Origin of the sequence: Chryseobacterium taklimakanense (assembly GCF_900187185.1) — a bacterium.
Lineage (GTDB): Bacteria > Bacteroidota > Bacteroidia > Flavobacteriales > Weeksellaceae > Planobacterium > Planobacterium taklimakanense.
This window is the reverse complement of record NZ_LT906465.1, coordinates 666,029-689,209: the sequence shown is the minus strand read 5'-3', so window position 1 is coordinate 689,209 and position 23,181 is coordinate 666,029. Positions and strand designations below refer to the sequence as shown.

The following is a 23,181-nucleotide window of genomic DNA, read 5'->3' as shown; positions in this document are numbered from 1 at the left end:
TTCGTATTTTTGCGGTATGAATAATTCACTCATCGATAAATATAATATTCCGGGGCCGCGTTACACTTCTTATCCTACAGTTCCGTACTGGGATAACGCCGGTTTTACTTTGGAAAAATGGGAAAATTCCGTGATCAGGGCTTTTAATGAAAGCAATGATGCCGAAGGAATATCCATCTATATTCACTTGCCGTTTTGCGAGGCGCTCTGCACATTTTGTGCCTGCCATAAGCGGATTACAAAGCAACATTCTGTAGAGACACCCTATTTGGAAAGCGTTTTGAAAGAATGGGATTTGTATGTGGAATTATTTAAAAAAGGAAATGAAACGGAGAGCACAAAGCCGAAGATTAAGGAACTTCATCTGGGTGGCGGTACGCCGACATTTTTCTCACCGGAGAACCTTAGAATTTTGCTTGAAGGAATATTTGCAAAATCAGATATTGCCGAAAATCCGGAATTCAGTTTTGAAGGGCATCCGAACAATACGACAAAGGAGCATTTGCAAACGCTTTACGATCTGGGATTCAGGAGATGCAGCTTCGGCGTGCAGGATTATGACCTTAAGGTGCAGAAAGCCATCAACAGGATTCAGCCGTTTGAAAACGTAGAAAATGTCACCAGATGGGCCCGCGAAATCGGCTATACCAGCATTTCCCACGATTTGGTTTTCGGGCTGCCGCATCAGGACTGGCAAAAAATGGAATCCACGATTCGCAAAACGATGGAACTGAAACCCGACAGGCTGGCATTCTATTCTTATGCTCATGTGCCGTGGATTAAAGGAGTTGGGCAGAGAGGTTTTGATGAAAACGACCTGCCCAGCGGTGAAGAAAAACGTAAACTTTACGAAAACGGTAAGCAGCTTCTCGAAGAACTGGGCTACAGGGAAGTCGGCATGGATCACTTTGCGATGGAACATGATGACCTTTATCAGTCGATGCTAAACGGTAAGATTCACCGTAATTTTATGGGTTATTCTTCCAGCAAAACCCTGTTGATGGTCGGTCTGGGAATGTCTGCGATTTCTGATTCGTGGTATGCCTTTGCCCAAAATGAAAAAACAGTGGAAGACTATCAAAAAAGAGTTGCAGAAGGCATCATTCCTGTATTCCGCGGTCATATGCTGGATGCGGAAGATCTGATCATCCGCAAACACATCCTCAATTTGATGTGCCGTCTGGAAACTTCTTGGGATACCCAGAATTTCATTCCTGAAATCGAAAACTCCATCGAAAAACTTAAGGAAATGGAAGAGGACGGTTTGGTGGAAATCTCTGAAAACCAAATTAGAATTACCGAAAAAGGCCGTGCATTCACCAGAAATGTAGCAATGACTTTCGATTTAAGAATGCTCAGAAATAAGCCGGAAACCAGAATTTTCTCAATGACGGTGTAAGGTTGAGGTTGAGAAGAGGCAAGGGTGAAAGATGTCAGAAAATTTAAGGAAAGTTTTGACTTGACAAGAGGTTAAAACTGCTATACTAAATTTATAAAATCCCGGGTTTATTCGGGATTTTTTCTGTTTTTTAATCTTTATAAATCATTTCTTAAAAAATTCTTAATTCGTTTGGAAATCGTTATATTTGCCGACTAAAATTTAATGTTGTAATTAAAATGCAAGGAAAAGGACTTATTACACTGGTAGCCATTGTTCTGGGGCTTATTTGCCTCAACGAACTTCTGCCAACGTGGTATTCAAGTAAAATTGAAAAGCAGGCGACAGCCGTAGCCGGAAACGACCCTGTAAAATACCAGAAAGAAATTGCCAGACTTTCTAAGGACACGCTTAATCTTGGCTTCACAGAGCTTTATTATTCAAAAGCCAAAGAAAAGGAAATGAAGCTGGGTCTTGACCTGAAGGGCGGTATCAACGTACTTTTAGAGATCAACCAGAGAGATTTGGTAAACAACCTTACCAATTACTCTGCAAATCCTGTCCTGATCGAGGCTCTTAACCGTACGGACCAGGTGCAGAAAAATTCTACAAAGTCTTACATCGACAATTTCTTCACTCAGTTTGATGCGGTAAACAAAGAAAAAGGTGCAAACCTGAAACTTGCAGATCCGGAGATTTTTGGTAACACAAACCTTACGGAAATTAAGTACAACACTACCGACGAGGAAGTAAGAAAAATCGTAAAAAACAGAATCGAACTTTCTACCGGAACTGCCTATGAAGTAATCAGAACGCGTATCGACAAAATGGGGGTTACGCAGCCCAACGTGCAGCGTGTACCTGGAACAGGAAGGATATCTGTAGAAATGCCGGGTGTGAAAGACATCGACAGGGTGAAGAAAATGCTTCAGACTTCTGCAAAACTTCAGTTCTGGGAAGTACAGCAAATTCAGGAAGTTTATCCTTATTTCCAGGAGCTCAATGCTTTGATCGCTGCAAAAGGTGATTCGATGGGTGTTGCCAAGACCACCAATTTTGAAAACCTTATTCAGCTCAATACCTTGAAATCAAACGGTGTAGCGAATGTAAAGCTTTCCGATACTGCGGTTGTAAACAAGATCCTTAACAGCCCAATTGCTAAAAGATTGAGGCCAGCCAATATAAAATACACCCAGTTCCAGTGGGGTTACAAACCTGAAGCGGGTGATGAAAATAATTTGGTGCTGTATGCCATCAGAGGAAACATCAATCAGAAAGCTCCTGTTGACGGGGCTGTAGATAATGCTGCAATCAGCTACGACGAGCTTGGCAGAGTGGTGGTAGATATGCAGATGGACAGCAAAGGTGCAAAAGACTGGGCAACATTAACAGAGAAAAACGTTGGCAAACCAGTAGCGGTAACCCTGGATAACGTGGTTTACACAGCGCCAAACGTTGTAAATAAAATTCCAAACGGCAGAACTCAGATTTCAGGAAACTTCTCTCAGTCAGAAGCTCAGGATTTGGTAAATGTTCTGGGTGCGGGTAAACTTCCTGCGGGTGCAAAAATTGTCCAGGCTGAAGTTGTAGGGCCTTCACTCGGTGCCGAATCTGTAAAAGCGGGTCTGTACTCCTTCCTTTTCGCATTTGCAATCATCATTGTTTACCTGATTCTTTATTACGGCGGTGCCGGTGTTTATGCGGTAATCGCGATGATCATCAACCTGTTCTTCCTCATGGGAATCATGGACTCGGTGGATGCTACCCTTACGCTTCCGGGTATTGCTGGTATCGTACTCTCGATGGCGATGTCGATTGATGCGAACGTAATCGTCTATGAACGGACGAAAGAAGAACTGTTCGCCGGCAAAAATATCAAGGAAGCCTATAACGAAGGTTTCAATTTCTCGCTTTCGGCAATTATCGACGGTAACGTAACTTCATTCCTTACAGCGATTGTGCTTTATATTTTTGGTACAGGGCCAATTAAAGGTTTTGCAGTTACTTTGGGTATCGGTATTCTGATGTCAATGTTTACCTGCGTACTTTTAACGAGGGTGATGATTTTCAGCAGACTTGCGAAAGGTAAAAATATTTCTGTCTGGACAGCTTTCTCTAAAAATATCTTCAGACACACCTGGTTCGATTTCATCGGGAAAAGAAAATATGCTTATATCTTCTCTGCAATTCTTACTGTTATTTGTCTGGCCTCAATAGCTACACAAGGATTCAAATATGGTGTTGATTTCAACGGTGGCAGAAGCTATGTCGTTAAATTTGATAAACCCGTGGACGCTTTGGCAGCTCAGGACGCCCTTGAGAAACAGTTTGTAAATAATGAAGGCGAAAAATCTGCGTTGGATGTGAAGACTTTCGGAACAGATAACCAGCTGAAAATTACAACCGACTACAGAATCAACGAAGAAAGCCTTGAAGCAGACCAGGATGTAGAAAATAAATTATTTGCCGGTTTGAAGCCGATGCTTCCTGCAAATGCCAGCCTTAAAACTTTCAAAGGTTCAGAAGATGCGCCTTTCGGAATCACAAGTTCCGTGAAAGTAGGGCCTACGGTTGCTGACGACATCAAAACAGGAGGTGCCATGGCTTTAGCAATAGCCTTGATCGGTATCTTCCTTTATATCTTATTCCGATTCAAGAGATGGCAGTTCTCCACAGGTGCGGTTGCATCATTGGTGCACGACTCGATCGTAATTTTGGGAGCTTATTCTTTACTTAAAAACGTGATGCCGTTCAGCATGGAAATCAACCAGGATTTCATCGCGGCACTCCTTACAGTTTTGGGTTATTCGATCAACGATACTGTAATCATCTTCGACAGAATCCGTGAATATTTACAGGACAGAAAAGCCCTTACGCTTGAAAACCTGTTCAATGATTCGATTTCCAGTACATTGGGCAGAACGTTCAACACGGCGTTCATGACTTTCCTGGTGATTTTGGCCATCTTCATCCTTGGTGGGGAAAATCTTAGAGGGTTTATGTTTGCCCTGTTGCTTGGGGTAGGTTTCGGTACGTATTCCACATGGTTTATTGCATCGGCAGTATCTTATGACCTTTTGAAGAAAAAAGGTGTGGAAGGTTCCGCGAAAGGAATGCAGGACCACAAAAAACCTGAACAGAAAAAATAAGTTTTTAAAATTTCATATTAAAAAGTTCTTCATAAAGAGGAACTTTTTTTATGTAAAATATACATCAAAACAAATCTGCTTCCCAAAACCTATATAATTTTCTATATTTGTGTATGGATTATAAACAACTCATCATACGGGGGATTTCATACAGCCAAACCCAGTCTGGAGCATATGCGCTGCTGCTGGAGCACGAGGAAACTTCGGTGAAGCTTCCGGTGGTTATCGGCAATTTCGAGGCACAGTCCATTTCTTTAGGTTTGGAAAAAGACATACAGCCGCCGCGGCCGCTGACACACGACCTTTTTTCAAAATTTGTTGACACCGTGGGTTATGAGCTGGTCTCAGTAGTGATTTACCAGATTATCGACGGAGTGTTTTTTTCAAATATTAATTTTAAAAATAAGGAATCTGGTGAAGAGTTTGTAATGGATGCCAGAACTTCAGATGCTGTCGCGATGGCGGTACGTTTTGATGCACCCATTTTCACGACATCGCAGGTTCTTAATGAGGCGGGCATTCTTCTTGATCTCGAAGATACGGACAGGGATTTATCTGATATTGAGGAAGCACCAGCAGCAGAGGGCGGCGATATGCAAAATATGTCTGTGGAAGAACTTCAGTCGCTGCTGGAACAGGCTGTGAAGGAGGAAGATTTTGATGCCGCACTCGAAATTCAGGAAGAAATCAAAAGAAGAAAAAAGAAAATCGATTAATATAAATCTGGCTGAAAGCGTGTTGCCCTAAGCCGAACGTTTCAATATGAATTTAAAATTACGACTTACCATTTTAAGTTTCCTGCAATTTTTTGTCTGGGGAGCCTGGTTAATCACCATTGGTGTCTATTGGTTTGGTACAAAACAGTGGGGCGGGGCCGAATTCGGCGCTGTTTTTTCAACTTTAGGAATCGCTTCGATTGTGATGCCGGCACTTACGGGAATTATCGCTGACCGTTGGGTAAATGCTGAAAGGCTTTACGGAATCCTGCACATTCTGTACGGTATGGTGCTGTTCATGATGCCGCAGGTCGCCGATCCGGGGCAGTTTTTCTGGGTTATGCTTGCGGCGATGATCTTTTATATGCCCACCATTTCACTTTCCAACTCAATTGCCTATTACATATTGAAAAACAATAATTATGATGTGGTAAAAGAATTTCCGCCGATCAGAGTTTGGGGAACAATTGGATTTATTGTTGCTATGTGGGTGACGAATCTTACCGGTAACAAAGCTTCCGCGAATCAGTTTTATATTGCAGCAGTTTTCGCAATTATTCTTGGGATTTATGCCTTCACTTTACCGAAATGCCCGCCACAGAATAACATTCCAAAAAATGCCTCTTTGTCTGAAAAATTAGGGCTTAATGCATTTTCTTTGTTTAAAGATTACAAGATGGCGCTGTTCTTCCTGTTCTCGATGTTCCTGGGGGCAGCACTTCAGCTGACCAATATGTACGGCGATACTTTCCTTTCAGATTTTGAAAAGAATCCTTTGTACAAAGAAAGTTTCGTGGTGAAATATTCGACGTTAATCATGTCCATTTCGCAGATTTCTGAAACGCTTTTCATCCTGGCAATTCCCTTCTTCCTGAAAAAATTCGGTATCAAAAAAGTAATGCTGATTTCGATGTTTGCCTGGGTTCTGAGGTTCCTCTTCTTTGCTTACGGAACTCCGGAAGGATTTGGACTGATGCTGATTATCCTGTCATGTGTCGTTTACGGAATGGCGTTCGATTTCTTCAATATTTCAGGATCACTTTTCGTGGAAACCACAACAGATTATAAGATCCGTTCATCGGCTCAGGGATTATTTATGATGATGACCAACGGTTTCGGTGCAATGCTTGGAGGTTTGGGCAGTGGCTGGCTGATTTCACAATATTTTACGCACGAAAACGGTGACAAGATGTGGCATGAAATCTGGCTTATTTTTGCTGGCTATGCGCTGGTGATCGCCATTCTGTTTGCCATAATGTTCCAGCACAAACACAATCCGGCAGATGTAGCAGAGGTAAAACATTAATTAAATGCCGATTAATAAGCACAAAATGCACTTCCCGGAAAGTGCATTTTTTTTTGTATTTTTAGCAAATTTCAATTCAGAAAATCAAAATTTTATATTACAAATGAAAGAGGTATTCATCGTTTCCGCGGCCCGTACGCCGATGGGAAGTTTTATGGGAAGTTTATCCACAGTTCCGGCGCCAAAACTGGGCGCAACCGCTGTAAAAGGCGCTTTAGACAAGATCAACCTTGATCCGAAGCTGGTTCAGGAAATTTATATGGGAAATGTGCTTCAGGCGGGCGAAGGTCAGGCTCCGGCACGTCAGGTAGCATTAGGTGCAGGGCTTTCGGATGCAACTCCGGCGACAACCATCAACAAGGTTTGCGCGTCGGGAATGAAAGCCGTGATGATGGCCGCACAGGCAATCAAAGCCGGTGATGCTGATATCATTGTGGCGGGTGGAATGGAAAATATGTCGATGGTGCCACATTATTATAATGCCAGAAACGCGACAAAATTAGGTGACGTAAAAATGCAGGACGGTATGGTTCTCGACGGGCTTACAGACGTTTACAGCAAAGTTCATATGGGCGTTTGTGCTGAAAAATGTGCTGCTGAATACCAGTTCACAAGAGAAGATCAGGATAATTTTGCAATAGAATCTTATAAGCGTTCTGCAAAAGCATGGGAAGAAGGAAAATTCAACGAAGAAGTTGTTCCGGTAGAAATTCCTCAAAGAAAAGGCGAGCCGGTAATTTTTGCACAGGATGAAGAATATAAAGCAGTAAATTTTGACAGAATTTCAACGTTGCCAACGGTTTTTCAGAAAGACAACGGTACTGTCACAGCTGCGAATGCTTCCACTTTAAACGACGGGGCATCAGCACTGGTTTTGATGTCTAAGGAAAAAATGGAAGAATTAGGGTTGAAGCCTTTGGCAAAGATTGTTTCTTACGCAGATGCTGCACAGGCTCCGGAATGGTTCACCACTGCGCCGGCAAAAGCGCTTCCAATCGCCTTGAAAAAAGCTAATCTGGAAACTTCCGATATCGATTTCTTCGAATTTAATGAAGCATTTTCCGTGGTTGGATTGGCAAACAATAAAATTTTAGGTCTTGATGCAGCAAAAGTGAATGTTAATGGAGGAGCGGTTTCATTAGGTCACCCGCTTGGAAGTTCAGGATCCAGAATCATCGTAACCCTGATCAACGTCCTGAAACAAAACAACGGAAAATACGGTGCTGCAGCCATCTGTAACGGCGGCGGCGGTGCGAGCGCGATTGTGATTGAGAACCTGTAATTTTAGTTTAAGGTTTCATTTAATCACATAGAATAATATAGCGACTAGCTTTAAACCTCAAACTTTAAACTAAGCAACTTTAACAAAATCCATTGAGAATGACTGTATTCTTGATGGATTTTTTATTTTTGTTGAATATATCCCATAAGAAATGCTGGACCCTGAAACCCGAAACTTAAAACCTGAAAACAATATCAAGAATAATCCCAAAATCATGAAAGCCTGGGCGTTTTACGATTGGGCCAATTCGGTTTATTCACTGGTGATTACCTCGACGATTTTTCCGATTTACTATTCAATTCTGACCACAAAATACGAGAAGAAAGAATATCTCGCTGATCAGAAACGGTGGATAGACGTCCCGGTGCGCCATGACATAACGCTTTTTGGTGAAACTTACCATCCGGATGCGGTTTATGGATATTCACTCACGGTTTCATTTTTTATTGTGGTTTTGCTGTCGCCATTTTTATCCTCACTTGCGGATACCATTGGGAACAAGAAATCATTTCTGCAGTTTTTTTGTTATCTGGGAGCCACGTCTTGCATGGGGCTGGCGATGTTTACGGGAATGAACAATGTTTTTCTCGGGCTCCTTTTCAGTATCACGGCGAGTGTCGGATTTTGGGGAAGTTTGGTGTTTTACAATTCCTTCCTTCCGGATATTGCCACGGTGGAGAAACAGGATGCGCTCTCCGCAAAAGGCTATGTATACGGCTACATCGGCTCGGTAATTCTGGTGATTATTTGCTTGGTTTTAATTATGGTTGTAGCTGAAACCCCAAAAGAGAAACTGATTTATACCAGAGTGAGTTTCCTTTTCACCGGCGCCTGGTGGTTCGGATTTTCGCAATATACCTTCAAACATTTGCCGCAGTTTGGAAATGTGAAGGACAAACTCCCGAAAGATCTGGTTTTGCTGAATTATAAAAATATCTTTAAGAGTCATGAGGAACACGGCGGTTTTTTCGACGTTCTGAAAGATAATATCAGTTTTTATATTGACGTTGCCAAACAGAGTTTCAAAGAACTTTTCAAAGTCGGAAACCAACTTTTTGCAAACACAAACCTGAAATTTTTCCTGTCGAGCTTCTTCTTCTACAGCGTCGGGATGCAGACAATCTTTCTAATGGCGACGCTTTTTGGTAAAAGTGAAATCAACCTCGATCAGGGAAGGCTGATTGGGACGCTTTTGGTAATTCAGATTGAAGCCATTATCGGAGCGATTATTTTTTCAAGGTTATCCAAAAAAATCGGGAACAAGAATGTGATTTCCATCGCGGTCATCCTGTGGATCGTGGCGTGTCTTTGGGCTTATTTCCTCAACAAAGAAAATCCAACCGTGGAATACCAGTTCTACGGTGTGGCTGCTATCGTTGGTTTGGTGATGGGTGGTTTGCAGGCGATGTCGCGCTCCACATATTCCAAACTTTTACCGGAAGATTCTATGGATAATACCACCTATTTCAGTTTTTATGATGTTTTGGAGAAACTGGCGATCATCCTCGGAACTTTCATTTTTGCAACACTGATTGAGCATTTCAACAATATGAGGATCGCAGCCTTGGCAATGGTTATTTTCTTTTTTGCAGGACTTATGCTGATTCGTTTTGTGAAAATCAATATTCTGGCGGACAGGGATACTTTGTGATTAATGAACAATTACAGGTAATAATTAGCAATTTTTAAATATTGCCCTTGGAGTTTTTTCTAATGCCTTAATTTTTCGGAATAAATTTTGCTAATATTCAACCGAATAATTTCGTAACTTTGCAGCGACTTTACAACCAAATCACAATATGGCAAATCCTTTATTCTACGCTAAAATTCTTTTATTTGGTGAATACGGAATCATCGAAGATTCTCAGGGTTTGACATTGCCTTACAGTTTTTACAAAGGCACACTAAAGTTTTCAGATCTGGATTCTGAGTTTGAAAAAGAATCCAATTCAAATTTACAGAAATACGCAGAATACCTCACCGGCCTAGTTTTGCCAAATAATTTTGAACTGAACGTTGCACAGTTTAAAAAAGACATCAGTAAAGGACTTTTTTTTGACAGCAACATTCCGCAGGGCTATGGTGTGGGAAGTTCCGGTGCTTTGGTTGCAGCAATTTTTGAAAAATATTCATTAAAAAAATACAGCCCCGAAACCATTTCAAAACTGGAACTGAAGGAACTGAAAAAAGTTTTCGGCCAACTGGAAAGTTATTTTCACGGTAAAAGTTCGGGCATCGATCCGCTGATTTGCTACATGAACCTGCCAATTCTGATCGAAAATAAGGAAAGTGTAGATAAAGTTTCCATTCCGAAAATGGAGGCGGGGAAGGGTGCGATTTTCCTGATTGACTCAGGCATGGTAGGTGAAACCGGTCCAATGGTGCAGATTTTCTTTGAAAAAATGAAAACCGAAGGCTTCCGTAAAACACTGAAAGAGGAATTTATACGCTACAATAACGCATGCATTGATACTTTCCTGAAAAAAGAGATGAATCCGTTTTTCCGCAACCTGAAAAAACTTTCAGTTTGGGCATACGATCACTTTAAACCAATGATTCCGGAGAGCTTGTACAACGCCTGGAAAAAAGGCCTGGACACCAACGCTTATTATCTTAAACTGTGCGGCAGCGGCGGTGGCGGCTATATTCTTGGCTTCACAAAAGATTATGAGAAGGCCGCAGGAATGCTGGAGGGTTTCAACAAAGAAGTAATTTACAGATTCTAAAGAAATTTAAGTATAGGTATGAAGACGCGATTTATCGCGTCTTTGTTTTAAAGACAATAAATGACAGAAGAAAATCCAGTCCTTTACCGCATTTCGCAGTTCGTGAGTCTGCTGCTCGGGGCCAGGATTTTTATGCTTATTCTTTTTGCGTTCAGCCTGTATGTTTCCACTTTTTTCCTTTTTAATCAGGAAGAAAATTTGCGGAAATTTGTTTTTGACTTTAAAGTTCATGGGATTATTTTCTGTTCACTGCTCAGTATTGCGGCGGGCGGCATCATTAACCAGTTTTACGATTTGGAGAAAGACCGCTTGCAGAAACCCTTCAGAACAAGGTTGCAGAGCTTTCTGAAACAGAAATATTTTCTGTACTCGTATATTGCGCTCAATGCGATTTCTTTGGGAATTGCATATCTGCTCTCGCCCAGGATTTTTGTTTTTTTTCTCATTTATCAGTTCCTGATGTGGTTTTACAGCCATAAGCTGAGCAAGGTGCTGGTTCTTAATAATCTCACTTTCGTAACGCTCACACTTTATCCTTTTTTCGGGATGCTGGTGTATTATCAGCATTTTTCATGGAAACTGTTTCTCATGGCAGCTTTCCTATTTTTAATTTTACTGATCATCGATGTGCTGAAAGATTTTCTTACGATGCGGCCCGATACCATCTTTGGTTATCAAACTTTGCCGATTATCGCGGGATTGAAAACTTCTACAGCAATCGTCAGTATTTTACTGGTGCTGAATGCACTGATTTCCTGCCTCATTGTTTATAAAATTCCGGAGCATAATTTTCTGGTCATTTATTTCTCTTTTTCCGCTATACTGCTGATTTTATCAATGTATCCGGTATTTTTCTTTAAATTTAAAAAGATGTTCTGGCTCCTGAATTTGTTGAGGATTTGGGTATTCATTGGTGTGATTTTTATGCTTTTAAACGGAATTTTTGAACGGATTTAATATGGAAAAAGACTGGCTCTCCGTTGCTTCGAACGTCCTGTTCTTCATTATTTTTTATATGCTTTTTTCCGGAGGTTTACAGGCAGTCGGGCTGGCATTTACAGGCGAAAAATTTTTAGAAAGTAATTACGAATTCACGACATTTCAAAATTTGTTCACATCCTTGCTTGATTTGGTTGCTTCCACATTACTGACTTGGTATTTCCTGAAGGGCGCCGGAATTTCTTTTAAGGATTTAGGATTTAAAGTCAGTTTCAATCAGTTTTTACAGGCTTTTGTATTGGGTGGAATTTTTATTGCTTTGGCGTTTGTAACATTTGGAATTCTTGATTTGATTGAAACAAGACCTCTTCCTTTTAATGGTTCAGAATTTCTAGTGGTAACGCTCTTTCTGTTTGTTGCGGCACTGTGCGAAGAGATTATTTTCAGGGGTTTTTTTATGAAAATGATGCAGAAATACGTTGGCGTTTTTTGGGCGGTTATCCTCTCATCACTGATATTTTCTCTTTTCCACGTATTCAATCCAAATGTAACTATCGTTGGCTTACTCGAGATTTTTCTTGCCGGAATTGCAATTGCGTACGCATATTTTAAAACCGGTAATATCTGGTTTGTAACGGTGATGCATTTTGCCTGGAATTATGTTCAGACGCTTCTCGGTTTTAATGTCAGTGGTCAGGATTTTTATTCGTTCCTTGAATTTTCAAAGATCGAAGAAAGTGTTGTTACCGGTGGAAAATTTGGTTTTGAAGGATCGGTTTTTTCTTCATTTGCAGAGGTGATTACAATTTATATCCTTTCGTTTTATAACAGTAAAAAGCTTGGCATATTCCTGTAACTACGAATATTACTTGTTCTTAAAAAACTTCTCCTAATATTTTGTAAATGCTTTAAGATGTAAAATCCTATTTTTGCAACTTGACTTATGAGAAAAAATCAGAAATCAGCTGCCATTGGATTTATCTTTATCACACTCCTGATTGATATTACAGGCTGGGGCATCGTTATTCCGGTAGTTCCGAAGCTGATTCAGGAACTCATTCATAATCCGGACCTGAGCGTTGCTTCACAGTACGGGGGCTGGCTGAGCTTTGTGTATGCCTCGATGCAGTTTGTTTTTGCTTCAGTTTTGGGTGGTTTGAGTGATAAATTTGGCAGAAGGCCAATCATTCTTTTTTCGTTGCTCGGTTTTTCCATTAATTTTCTGATTCAGGCTTTGGCTCCGAGTATTTTCTGGCTGTTTGTCGGTCGTATTTTTTCCGGTGTTACCGGTGCGAGTATTACGACGGCCAGCGCTTATATCGCGGATATTTCTACAGACGAAGACCGTGCTAAAAATTTTGGACTCATCGGCGCTGCATTTGGACTTGGTTTTATCATTGGGCCGGTCGTGGGCGGAGTTTTGGGACATTATGGCCCCCGAATTCCCTTCTATGCGGCATCGGCTTTATGTTTGATTAATTTCCTTTATGGATTATTCATTTTACCTGAAAGTCTGGACAAGAAGCATCGGCGTCCTTTCGACTGGAGACGTGCAAACCCTGTGGGCTCACTGCTTCAGCTGAAAAAATATCCTGAAATCCTTGGACTGATCGTGGCGCTTATTTTTGTATACATTGCCGGACACGCTGTGCAGACCAACTGGACGTTCTTCACCATGTATAAATTCAGCTGGACTGAGAGAATGGTTGGGATTTCACTTGGTGTTTCAGGATTTATGGCCGCTTTGGTACAGGGATATCTCATCCGGTTCATTCAACCGAAAATCGGCAGCGAAAGGAGCATTTTTTACGGGCTTTTGCTCTACTCTCTGGGGATGATTCTGTTCGCTTTCGCCACCAAAAGCTGGATGATGTTTGCGTTCCTCATTCCTTATGGTTTAGGCGGAATTGCAGGACCGGCACTGCAGTCCACAATTTCCGCCCAGGTTCCGAAAAACGAACAGGGCGAGCTTCAGGGTGCCCTGGCGAGTTTGGTTAGTTTAACCGCGATAGTAGGTCCGCCACTGATGACCAATACATTTTATTATTTCACCCACGATGAAGCACCGTTCAAGTTTCCGGGCGCACCGTTTTTCCTTGGTTTTATTCTGATGGGAATTAGTGCGGTTATTGTTTATTATGTTTTTAATAACAGGAAAAAGCCTTAATCAAAAAATTGTTTTGTAATTTCGCACCATGGAATTAGGATTTATGGAGATGGTGGTTATCGCACTGTTAATCATCGTTTTATTCGGACCAAATAAACTGCCCACCATTGCCCGCGATTTGGGTACCGGCGTTCGCAAGATGCGCGGCGCTATGGAGGATATTAAAACTGAAATTATGAGAGAAGCCGACAATCCGGTTTCGGAAATAAAGCGCGAGATCGAAAAAGTAAAAGAGGCGGCAAAAGATTACAATCCGATGACCGAAATCAATCAGGAGCTTAATCAAATCAAAAATTCCGTTGAACTGCAGCCATCTACAGTTAATCCCGAGAAAAAACCATCACTGAAACCGGTTGACGATGACAGTCACGAAGGTCCTGTAAGCAGATAATATGAACGAAATTATCCAGGAAGACAAAGCCGCTTTTCTGTACCTCAATAATCTGGGGAGTACGGCTTTCGACCAGTTCTGGATTATGGTTTCGGGTACTGCGGTCTGGATTCCGCTTTACATTATTCTGGTTTATCTTCTTTACAAAACCTTCGGTTGGAAAAACATGATATATATCGTGATTTTCATAGCGATTGGTGTTACGATATCAGACCAGTTGGCCAGCGTTTTCAAGTATGGGATCGCTCGTCTGCGTCCCTGTCATGATCCTTCGCTCGACGATCTGATGCGGGAGGTGAAATGCGGCGGACAGTTCGGGTTTTATTCGGCACACGCTTCAAATACATTTTTTTTAGCAACGTTTATTACCGTTTTACTCAGAACAACGTTCAGGTATCTCCCGTTTTTACTTTTCATCTGGGCGGCAACTGTGGCTTACAGCCGCATTTATCTTGGGGTTCATTTTCCGCTGGATATTCTGTTCGGCGCAGCAGTAGGCTTTTTTATCGGGGGTCTCATGTCTAATCTCACCTTAAAAACAATTTCGCGAAAAGGCAGAAGATAATTTCGGATTTCGGTAAAAATTCGGTACTTTTATAGGATGTAATTTAAATGTTCGATAATTAAATAATGAGAAAAATCTTTTCACTTTTACTGTGTTTCTCGCTTGCGCTTTCGTATGCGCAGGGAGGGATTAAATTTGACGAGGGCAACTTCAAAACACTGTTGGCAAAAGCAAAAAAAGAAAATAAACTTCTTTTCGTTGACGCTTTCACAACCTGGTGCGGCCCATGCAAACTGATGTCTAAAAACGTCTTCACAACCCAGCAGGTTGGTGATTTCTACAACGCAAAATTCATCAATGCCAAAATCGATATGGAGAAAGGCGAGGGCATCGACATTGCGAAAAAATACAATATCAAGGCTTTCCCGACTTATATTTGGGTCAATGGCGATGGTGAACTGATCCACACCGGAGTTGGTTACTACGAACCGGACGCATTTGTAAAAGTAGGCGAAGAGGCAAACGACCCTACAAAACAGGTGGTGGTCTTAAAGAAAAAATTCGATGCCGGCGATAAAGATCTTACTCTTTTGAAAAGCTACTATAAAGCGATGGCATACAGAGACCGTGAGCTTGCTCCGAAAATTGCTTCCAGATATTTTGCCAATAAGCCTGCGGGAAGTGGCTATGGCGAAGAAGATTTGGGAATGCTGCTGAATTCTGTACAAACGATCGATGACGAATTCTACAAAATATACCTTAGAGATAAATCGCTGATTGTGGCTGCGGCACCAGCTTTCAAAGCTGATAATTTTGAAAAAGCTATAAAGCTGAATACCGTGAGGGCGAAAGCTTACAACAAGGAAACTAAAGTTTTGGACGAAAAAATCTTTATGGATGAAGCTTTAAAACTGATGACAAGGGAAGAAGCGCAGAAACAGCTTAATGCTCTCAAAATGAGATTGGCACTTTCTGCAAAAGATTATGCTGCGTATGAAAAATTGGCTCTGGATTATTACAGGGAAGCTGAAAACTTCGATGCTGATGAATTAAACAGTGCCGCGTGGACTTTCTTTGAGCGAGTAAGCAATAATACTTCGCTGCAAAAAGCTTTGGAATGGGCAAAAATATCAGTGAAGAAAGAGGAAGGATTCTATAACACAGACACCCTTGCAAACCTCTATAACAAAATTGGTGATAAAGCCAGTGCGAAAATTTGGGCGCAGAAAGCTGTAGATTTAGGCAAGGCAAAAGGAGAGGATGTTGCTGATACACAAAAACTGCTCGACAGTATGAAATAAACAGGGGCGGAGGATTTTTCCTCCGTTTTTTTAATCGTTGTGGTAAGGCTTTCCCTGCAAAATTTGGTCGGCCCTGTAAAACTGTTCCACCATAAAGAGGCGAACCATCTGGTGTGTAAAAGTCATTTTTGAGAGTGCAATCTTTTCGTTGGCACGCTGATAAATTTCATCAGAAAAACCGTAAGCTCCACCAATCAAAAAATTGATCTTCTTAACGGAAGAGTTCATCCAGCTGTCCATTTTTTGTGCAAATTCGCGGCTGGTATACTGTTTTCCCTTTTCATCCAGCAGAATCACCAGATCGCTGTTTTCAAAATAATTCTGAAAAAGCTTGGCTTCTTCCTTTTTCAGTAAATCCGGACTTAAATTACGGGCATTTTTCACATCCGGAATTTCGGTCATTTCAAAATTCCAGTGCTTCGGCAGGCGTGCCGTATAATAGTCAATCAGGTTTTTGATCTCCCTGTCGTCGGTTTTTCCGATGCACAGTATATTAATCCGCATTTCTTATCTTTGTTACTGCAAATATACTTTAATGACAGTAAAAACGCCGGGATTTATCCGAAAAATCCACGCATTCCTGGATGGGATTCATATTCCCTTCCTCGGGATTTCTCTGTACAAAATGTTCGAGATTTACATACAGGGGATCTTTAAAAACAAGATCGGCAGAAAGGCGGCGGCAATTTCCTGGAACTTTGTGTTTTCGCTGTTTCCCTTTATCCTCTTTTTGCTTTCAGTTTTGCCGTTTCTACCTCATTACGACAAGCTTCAGTTTTATATTTTTGAAGTGCTGATGCACAAAATATTTCCCGGAAAAATTGAAAGTGATGTTGTGAATTATATACAGCAGAACATTATTCCGAACACGTCCAGCATCAGCAATATTACAATTATTCTCGCCCTTGTTTTCGCTACCAACGGTACTTTTGCACTCATTGACGGGTTTAATGAAAATACCGAAGAAAAACATAATGATGTAAAGGAGTTTATCGTCGCATTCTTCATCACCATCGGCTTTATAAGCGTGGTTCTACTGTCGATTTTCGGGATTTATTACTCGGAAGTTGTGTTAAAGCTATTTACGCCGAGCTATGATATTTCCTGGTTTGTAGACAACCTCTCGAAAATCATTGGTTTCATATCATTTCCGCTGTTTTATTTTATACTTCTAGCGTTTTTCTACTGGATAGGAACGGTGAAGATTACCAAGTTCAAACAGGCGGTTCCCGGAGCCATTCTGACCACAGTCCTGTTCGTGCTCACAACTTATCTTTTTGCCATTTATGCAAGAAATTTTGCCCGCTACAATGTACTTTACGGTTCCATCGGAACGATGATCTTGCTGATGGTTTGGGTAAATGTGAATGTTTACCTCTTACTTTTTGGTAATGAATTAAATCTGGCTATAAGACGCGTCCGCCTTGAAAAACTGATTTCGGACGAGATTAAAAAAGAAGCCGAAAATTTCCACCCTGAACGTTCAGAGGAAAAGATTCCGTCCGAGCATACCATTAATCTTGAGGATGAAGCATCAAGCTACAATTAAAGGTCCCGCTTAAATTCTGTGTTTCTTCTTTTTCGCTATATTTTTCAGCAAAATATAACCAATCAACCCTGAAAGTACTGATGCAAAAAGAATCGCAAATTTGGCTTCTTCCTGCAAATCGTGTTGGCCTTTAAAGGAAAGCAATGCAATGAAAATCGACATGGTGAATCCAATTCCTGCCAAAAATCCGACGCCAATCAAGTGGCTCCAGGTACTTCTGTCTGGCAGTGAACTTAATTTCATTTTAATTGCAATAAATGAAAAAAGACTGATGCCTATAACTTTACCCAAAGATAAACCTAAGATGATTCCCATTCCGAAATTGGTGAAAAGGCCTTCTACCATTCCGGGTTTGAACATGATATTGGTATTTGCCAAAGCGAAAATCGGCATGATGAAGAAACTTACCGGTATGTGCAGTTGGTGTTCCAGTTTTTCAAGCGGTGAAATTTCAGTTGCAGACTCATTGGTTGGTATCGTAAACGCCAGTAAAACACCGGCAATGGTCGCGTGAATGCCTGAGTGATGCATAAAGTACCACAGAAAAGCACCAGGAATAAGATAAAAGATATGTTTGGTAACTTTATAATAATTCAATGCCATCAACAAAAGGATGATTCCGCCGCTCAACAAAAGATAAGTCCAGTGAATTTGGTCGGTATAAAAAATGGCAATCACCAAAATGGCGCCCAAATCGTCTACTATGGCGAGTGCTGCGAGAAAAATCTTGATGGCTGGCGGCACTCTGCGGCCAAGCATCGACACAATGGCAAGCGAGAAAGCAATATCAGTGGCCATGGCAATTCCCCAACCGTTTTCATAAGCGGTTCCGTTGTTGAAAAGTGCGTAAATCCCTGCTGGAACCAGCATTCCGCCGATAGCAGCGAAAATGGGCAGCGAAGCGCTTTTAAATGAAGAAAGCTCACCTTCGATGACCTCACGTTTGATTTCTAAACCCACCAGCAGAAAGAAAACTGCCATTAATCCGTCATTTATCCACATACTTACGGAATACGGGCCAATTTTGGAATCTAAAATATTCTGGAAACCCTCTCCCAAAACTGAGTTGGCAACCATAAGCGAAATCAGTACGCAGATTAAAAGTAAGATTCCCGAGGACTGTGTTTTTTGAAAAAAATTTTTAAAATATTTTGTTAATTCCATCGCTGATTTTAAAGGTTATACGCGCTTTACTTTCGAAACGCCGTTGATGTTTTTAAGTTTTTTGAAGGTTTCTTCAAGCTGGTGTTTGTTTTTTACTTCAAGATTTATGCTTCCGGTAAACACCCCGTCGTTTGAGGAAATTGACATACTCTTCATATCCATGCTCATACTGTTACTGATGACCTGTGTAATGTCGTTGATCATTCCCATTCTGTCCAGGCCTTCGATCTCGATCTTTACACGGTTTTTGAAGCTTTCCGCGTTTACCCATTTTGCAGGCATTACACGATAATCGTACTGTGCCCGAAGGTTGATCGCGTTCGGACAGTTGTCGCTGTGCACCTTTATTCCGTCTGAAATTGTGATGAATCCGAAAATTTTATCACCCGGGATGACGTTGCAGCATTTTGCGAAGGAGTAATTCAGCTTTTCTTCATCTTTACCGAAGACAATCATATCGAGATTGCTTGGCTGCACTTCCTCGTAAACATCGTTCTTAACGGGTGATTTGCGGAATCGGTTCAGTAAATTACTAAGAACATTTTTGCTTTCAATATACTTCCTAAGGTCGCCCGTATCCAGTTTCCCATCCTGAAACGCCAGGAAGAGTTCCTGCGAAGTTTTCAGGTTAAAGAATTTCTGCATCTTGTTCACTTCATCATCATTGAAGTTGAGCTTTGCGTGGCGAAGCTTCCTCTGCAGCATTTCCTTGCCTTCCTGTACCAAATGGTTTTTTTCGGAATTAAGATATGCTTTAATCTTGGATTTTGCCTTCGAAGTTACCACAAACTCCAGCCAATCCGACTTAGGTTTTTGGTTTTGTGATGAGAGGATATCAACCTGGTCGCCGTTCTGCAAAACGTGCGAAATAGGAACGAGTTTGCCGTTGATTTTCGCACCGAGACATTTTGTTCCAAGATCGGAGTGTACTGCAAAAGCAAAATCTAAAGCCGTGGAGCCTCTCGGAAGAATCTTGATTTCACCTCTCGGCGTAAAAACAAAAACTTCTTTAGAGTATAAATTGAGTTTTATGTTATCTAAAAGCTCCGTGGTAGAAAGATTTTGTTGCTGCTCCAGCACCTCGCGGATCTCAGAAACCCACTGCTCGAAATTTCTTTCATCCGGATTTTGCCTGAAGCCTTCCTTGTATTTGTAATGTGCAGCAACACCTTTTTCAGCGATATCGTCCATTCTCTCGGAACGGATTTGTACTTCGATCCACTTTTTATCTGGCCCAAGAACGGTGAGGTGCAAACTTTCGTAACCGGTGGAGCGCGGTTGTGTAATCCAGTCGCGCATGCGCAGCGGATTACTGTGGTAAAGGTCTGTTACGATGGAATAAATTTTCCACGCCAGGAATTTTTCGTTCTTGGCATCAGATTTATAGATGATCCTGATGGCGTAGTTGTCGAAAACCTCTTCAAAAGGCACACCCTGTTTCAGCATCTTCCGGTAGATGGAAGAAATGGCTTTTGCACGGCCTTTGATCGTAAAATTCAATCCCTCTTCCTTAAGTCGCTCCGAAACTTCTTTTTTGAATTCTTCTACGTACTTCTCGCGGTGTTCGTTGGCAATTTCGAGTTTGCCGAGAATTTCATTATAAACATCCGGATTGTTGTATTTTAAAGACAAATCCTCAAGCTCAGATTTAATGTTGTAAAAACCCAGCCTGTGAGCTAAAGGTGAGTAAATGTAAACCGTTTCAGACGCGATTTTTTTCTGTTTGTCGGGTGCCATGCTCTCCAAAGTCCGCATATTGTGGAGGCGGTCGGCAATTTTAATCAGAATCACTCGGAAATCTTCCGAAAGAGTGAGCAGTAATTTCCTGTAATTCTCCGACTGTACCGAAATATTCTGGTGGTTCATCACCGAGATTTTGGTGAGCCCGTTGACGATGTCTGCGATTTTTTCGCCAAAAATTTTCTTGATGTCATCGTAGGTGTATTCAGAATCTTCAATCACATCGTGGAGAAGGGCGCAGGCAATGGAAGTGGCCCCGAGGCCAATTTCGTTGGCTACGATTTTAGCGACTTCGATGGGGTGGTAAATGTAGGGTTCGCCACTTTTCCTGCGCTGGTCTTTGTGGGCATCTAACGCTATATCAAAGGCTTTCCGGATGAGTTTATTCTGTTCCTCATCCAGGGTTCGGTAGGTATTGGCTATCAAATCCCTGTACCTCGCGAGAATCTCCTTGTTTTCCTGTTCTAGATCGTAAACCATCTGTGTGCCTTTAATATTACGAAAATAGGAAAAAGCCCTCAATTTTGCAAGTAAAAAGTACGCTCAATGTGTCCAGCAGGGCATTTTAGTTGTTAAATTTGATGGTTGTATTTTTTAAAATTTATTACAATTTTTTTAGGTATAAATAAAAAATCCGCTATGGGTGTAGCGGATCTGGTATTGAAAAATTTAATTTGATATGAAGAACTATAATTGTTTGTTCCTCTGTAAAAAATTGTTGCAAAATTAAGTCCATTATTTGTTCATTGATATAGTTGAAGTAATATTTAACAAATATTTAATAATTATTTTTGATTTTATTGTGAAATCAAAAAAAACCTGAAGATTAATTCAGGTTTTATATTAAAGCATTATCGAATATTGAGATTTTTTGAGTTTTCACGCCTTCAAAAGGTTAATAAATCCTAATGAAAAAAATTCTTTTCAGCTAGTTGTTAGAGGCGTCCATCCTTAATCTCATCCACAATCTCAGGATTCAGCAACGTCGAAGTATCTCCGAAATTGGAGAAATCTCCCTCCGCAATTTTCCTCAGGATCCTGCGCATGATTTTTCCGGAACGCGTTTTCGGAAGTCCGCTTACGAACTGGATTTTATCCAGTTTTGCAATCGGCCCAATCGTATCGGTAATCATCTGGTTGATTTCTTTTCTTAAATTTTCCTTGTCACGGCCTTCACCGGTTTCTTTCAGAATCACAAAACCATAGAGCGCATTTCCTTTAATATCGTGCGGATAGCCAACAATCGCAGATTCAGCCACGGCAGGGTGCAGGTTGATGCTGTCCTCAATGGGTGCGGTTCCAAGGTTGTGTCCGGAAACGATGATCACGTCATCCACACGTCCGGTAATTCTGTAATACCCGGTTTCATCGCGTAAAGCACCGTCTCCCGTAAAATATTTCCCCGGAAAAGCGGTGAAATAGGTTTCTTTATAACGCTGATGGTCACCCCATATCGTCCGCGCAATTCCCGGCCACGGAAAACGGATGCATAAATTTCCATCCACTTGATTTCCAGTGATTTCATTGCGCTTGTCATCCATCAAAACCGGCTGAATTCCCGGTAGCGGAAGGGTGGCATAAGTTGGTTTTGTAGGTGTCACAAAAGGAATCGGTGAAATCATGATTCCTCCCGTTTCCGTTTGCCACCAGGTGTCCACAATCGGGCATTTTTTCTTGCCGACGTGGTCGTTGTACCAGTGCCAAGCTTCATCGTTTATAGGTTCGCCAACGGAGCCAATCACTCTCAGACTCGACAAATCGTGTTTCTCCACCCATTCATTGCTTTCTTTCGCCAAAGAGCGGATCGCAGTAGGAGCGGTATAGAACTGTGTAACTTTATGTTTGTCGATCACTTCCCAGAAACGGTCGGGTTCAGGATAAGTAGGAACACCCTCGAAAATTACCGTTGTGGCACCGTTAGCGAGCGGACCGTATAAAATATACGAATGTCCCGTAATCCAGCCGATATCCGCCGTGCACCAGTAAATGTCGTTTTCGCGATAATTGAACACATTTTTAAAAGTATAAGCCGTGTATACCATGTAACCGGCGGTTGTGTGCAGCATGCCTTTCGGCTTCCCGGTAGATCCCGAAGTATAAAGGATGAAAAGCGGGTCTTCCGCATCCATGATTTTAGATACAAAATCGCTCGAAGCCTTCGCATACAGCGGTTCCAGCCACAAATCCCGGCCTTCCTTCATCTTCACTTCGCCGCCGGTTCTTTTTACGACCAAAACTTTCTCCACAGTGGGGCATTTTTCTGCCGCTTTGTCGATAATTCCCTTTAAATCAATCGCTTTGTTGCCACGGTAACTGCCATCCGAGCATACAATCAGTTTCGCCCCGCAGTCGTTCACGCGCGATGCCACCGCCGTATCCGAGAATCCCGCAAAAATCACCGAATGCACCGCACCCATCCTTGCGCACGCCAGCATCGTCACCGCAAGTTCGGGAATCATGGGCAGGTAAATACACACACGGTCGCCCTTCTGAATTCCCAGATCGGTGAGAACATTCGCCATTTTGCACACCCTTTCGTGCAGTTCGCGGTAAGTGATGTGTTGCGCTTTCTCCTTGGGGTCGTTCGGTTCCCAGATAATTGCAGTTTTTTCGCCACGGTCTGCCAAATGCCGGTCCAGGCAATTTTTCGTAATGTTCAGTTTGGCGTTTTTAAACCACTTGATTTTGGCTTCCTCCATATCGAAATCCACCACTTTCGTCCAGCGTTGATACCACACGAATCCCTCATCCGCAATCTTGCCCCAGAATTTTTTAGGGTTTTTGATTGATTTTTTGTACTGCTTAAAATAATCGGGCAGATCATCGATATACAAGTTTTTCATATTTTCTTAGTTTTAAAGTTAAATG

General features: G+C 41.7%; 18 protein-coding genes. 14 read left to right on the top strand and 4 right to left on the bottom strand.

Features of this window, described 5'->3' with window-relative positions; genetic code table 11:
* Nucleotides 1-16 precede the first annotated feature (16 nt).
* The 13 genes from hemN (at nt 17) to CKV81_RS03310 (ending at nt 15,860) form a co-directional block, all read left to right on the top strand.
* Entirely contained in the window at nt 17-1,399 is a 1,383-nt protein-coding gene (gene hemN / locus CKV81_RS03370; RefSeq protein ID WP_095074196.1) for an oxygen-independent coproporphyrinogen III oxidase, read from the top strand.
* 218 nt (nt 1,400-1,617) lie between these two features.
* Nucleotides 1,618-4,527, top strand: coding sequence for a protein translocase subunit SecD (gene secD, locus CKV81_RS03365; protein WP_095070411.1), 2,910 nt, complete (start codon nt 1,618-1,620; stop codon nt 4,525-4,527).
* A 113-nt stretch (nt 4,528-4,640) separates the two neighbouring features.
* Complete coding sequence (locus CKV81_RS03360) at nt 4,641-5,243, top strand: bifunctional nuclease family protein (protein WP_095070409.1); 603 nt, start codon at nt 4,641-4,643, stop codon at nt 5,241-5,243.
* A gap of 46 nt (nt 5,244-5,289) precedes the next feature.
* Entirely contained in the window at nt 5,290-6,549 is a 1,260-nt protein-coding gene (locus CKV81_RS03355) for a nucleoside permease (RefSeq protein WP_095070406.1), read from the top strand.
* Nucleotides 6,550-6,652: 103 nt separating this feature from the next.
* A complete protein-coding gene (locus CKV81_RS03350; RefSeq protein ID WP_095074194.1) occupies nt 6,653-7,831 on the top strand; it encodes an acetyl-CoA C-acyltransferase in 1,179 nt (392 codons plus the stop codon).
* A 151-nt stretch (nt 7,832-7,982) separates the two neighbouring features.
* Nucleotides 7,983-9,482, top strand: coding sequence for an MFS transporter (locus CKV81_RS03345; protein WP_095070404.1), 1,500 nt, complete (start codon nt 7,983-7,985; stop codon nt 9,480-9,482).
* A gap of 148 nt (nt 9,483-9,630) precedes the next feature.
* Nucleotides 9,631-10,557, top strand: coding sequence for a mevalonate kinase family protein (locus CKV81_RS03340; protein WP_095070403.1), 927 nt, complete (start codon nt 9,631-9,633; stop codon nt 10,555-10,557).
* 60 nt (nt 10,558-10,617) lie between these two features.
* Nucleotides 10,618-11,514, top strand: a complete 897-nt coding sequence (locus CKV81_RS03335; protein ID WP_095070402.1) for a UbiA family prenyltransferase — start codon at nt 10,618-10,620, stop codon at nt 11,512-11,514.
* Nucleotide 11,515: 1 nt separating this feature from the next.
* Nucleotides 11,516-12,352 (top strand): CPBP family intramembrane glutamic endopeptidase, encoded by an 837-nt coding sequence (locus CKV81_RS03330; RefSeq protein WP_095070400.1) that lies wholly within the window; start codon nt 11,516-11,518, stop codon nt 12,350-12,352.
* 87 nt (nt 12,353-12,439) lie between these two features.
* Complete coding sequence (locus CKV81_RS03325) at nt 12,440-13,663, top strand: TCR/Tet family MFS transporter (protein WP_095070399.1); 1,224 nt, start codon at nt 12,440-12,442, stop codon at nt 13,661-13,663.
* A gap of 28 nt (nt 13,664-13,691) precedes the next feature.
* The gene (tatB, locus tag CKV81_RS03320; RefSeq protein ID WP_095070398.1) at nt 13,692-14,054 is read left to right on the top strand and encodes a Sec-independent protein translocase protein TatB; all 363 of its coding nucleotides are present in this window, start codon (nt 13,692-13,694) and stop codon (nt 14,052-14,054) included.
* 1 nt (nt 14,055) lies between these two features.
* A complete protein-coding gene (locus tag CKV81_RS03315; protein ID WP_095070396.1) occupies nt 14,056-14,619 on the top strand; it encodes a phosphatase PAP2 family protein in 564 nt (187 codons plus the stop codon).
* 65 nt (nt 14,620-14,684) lie between these two features.
* Nucleotides 14,685-15,860: a thioredoxin family protein gene (locus CKV81_RS03310; protein ID WP_095070394.1), complete on the top strand. Its 1,176-nt coding sequence runs from the start codon at nt 14,685-14,687 to the stop codon at nt 15,858-15,860.
* Nucleotides 15,861-15,890: 30 nt separating this feature from the next.
* Here CKV81_RS03310 and CKV81_RS03305 read toward each other — a convergent pair whose 3' ends face one another.
* Nucleotides 15,891-16,364, bottom strand: coding sequence for a 23S rRNA (pseudouridine(1915)-N(3))-methyltransferase RlmH (locus CKV81_RS03305; RefSeq protein WP_095070393.1), 474 nt, complete (start codon nt 16,362-16,364; stop codon nt 15,891-15,893).
* Nucleotides 16,365-16,395: 31 nt separating this feature from the next.
* Between CKV81_RS03305 and CKV81_RS03300 the strand changes: the two genes are divergently transcribed.
* Nucleotides 16,396-17,409: a YihY/virulence factor BrkB family protein gene (locus CKV81_RS03300; protein ID WP_095070392.1), complete on the top strand. Its 1,014-nt coding sequence runs from the start codon at nt 16,396-16,398 to the stop codon at nt 17,407-17,409.
* A 9-nt stretch (nt 17,410-17,418) separates the two neighbouring features.
* On the opposite strand, the gene nhaA is transcribed toward CKV81_RS03300, so the two are convergent.
* From nhaA to acs, 3 genes are all read right to left on the bottom strand, one after another.
* Nucleotides 17,419-18,573, bottom strand: a complete 1,155-nt coding sequence (gene nhaA, locus CKV81_RS03295) for a Na+/H+ antiporter NhaA (RefSeq protein WP_095070387.1) — start codon at nt 18,571-18,573, stop codon at nt 17,419-17,421.
* A 15-nt stretch (nt 18,574-18,588) separates the two neighbouring features.
* Nucleotides 18,589-20,793 (bottom strand): RelA/SpoT family protein, encoded by a 2,205-nt coding sequence (locus tag CKV81_RS03290; protein ID WP_095070383.1) that lies wholly within the window; start codon nt 20,791-20,793, stop codon nt 18,589-18,591.
* 455 nt (nt 20,794-21,248) lie between these two features.
* Nucleotides 21,249-23,156 (bottom strand): acetate--CoA ligase, encoded by a 1,908-nt coding sequence (acs, locus tag CKV81_RS03285; RefSeq protein WP_095070380.1) that lies wholly within the window; start codon nt 23,154-23,156, stop codon nt 21,249-21,251.
* Nucleotides 23,157-23,181 lie beyond the last annotated feature (25 nt).

Coding starts and splice junctions, on each gene's coding strand:
- CKV81_RS03305 (WP_095070393.1), bottom strand. CDS start 16,364: ATGCGGATTAATATACTGTGCATCGGAAAAACCGACGACAGGGAGATC.
- acs (WP_095070380.1), bottom strand. CDS start 23,156: ATGAAAAACTTGTATATCGATGATCTGCCCGATTATTTTAAGCAGTAC.
- nhaA (WP_095070387.1), bottom strand. CDS start 18,573: ATGGAATTAACAAAATATTTTAAAAATTTTTTTCAAAAAACACAGTCC.
- CKV81_RS03360 (WP_095070409.1), top strand. CDS start 4,641: ATGGATTATAAACAACTCATCATACGGGGGATTTCATACAGCCAAACC.
- CKV81_RS03355 (WP_095070406.1), top strand. CDS start 5,290: ATGAATTTAAAATTACGACTTACCATTTTAAGTTTCCTGCAATTTTTT.
- hemN (WP_095074196.1), top strand. CDS start 17: ATGAATAATTCACTCATCGATAAATATAATATTCCGGGGCCGCGTTAC.
- CKV81_RS03300 (WP_095070392.1), top strand. CDS start 16,396: ATGACAGTAAAAACGCCGGGATTTATCCGAAAAATCCACGCATTCCTG.
- CKV81_RS03315 (WP_095070396.1), top strand. CDS start 14,056: ATGAACGAAATTATCCAGGAAGACAAAGCCGCTTTTCTGTACCTCAAT.
- CKV81_RS03290 (WP_095070383.1), bottom strand. CDS start 20,793: ATGGTTTACGATCTAGAACAGGAAAACAAGGAGATTCTCGCGAGGTAC.
- CKV81_RS03340 (WP_095070403.1), top strand. CDS start 9,631: ATGGCAAATCCTTTATTCTACGCTAAAATTCTTTTATTTGGTGAATAC.
- CKV81_RS03310 (WP_095070394.1), top strand. CDS start 14,685: ATGAGAAAAATCTTTTCACTTTTACTGTGTTTCTCGCTTGCGCTTTCG.
- CKV81_RS03335 (WP_095070402.1), top strand. CDS start 10,618: ATGACAGAAGAAAATCCAGTCCTTTACCGCATTTCGCAGTTCGTGAGT.
- CKV81_RS03325 (WP_095070399.1), top strand. CDS start 12,440: ATGAGAAAAAATCAGAAATCAGCTGCCATTGGATTTATCTTTATCACA.
- CKV81_RS03345 (WP_095070404.1), top strand. CDS start 7,983: ATGCTGGACCCTGAAACCCGAAACTTAAAACCTGAAAACAATATCAAG.
- CKV81_RS03350 (WP_095074194.1), top strand. CDS start 6,653: ATGAAAGAGGTATTCATCGTTTCCGCGGCCCGTACGCCGATGGGAAGT.
- CKV81_RS03330 (WP_095070400.1), top strand. CDS start 11,516: ATGGAAAAAGACTGGCTCTCCGTTGCTTCGAACGTCCTGTTCTTCATT.
- tatB (WP_095070398.1), top strand. CDS start 13,692: ATGGAATTAGGATTTATGGAGATGGTGGTTATCGCACTGTTAATCATC.
- secD (WP_095070411.1), top strand. CDS start 1,618: ATGCAAGGAAAAGGACTTATTACACTGGTAGCCATTGTTCTGGGGCTT.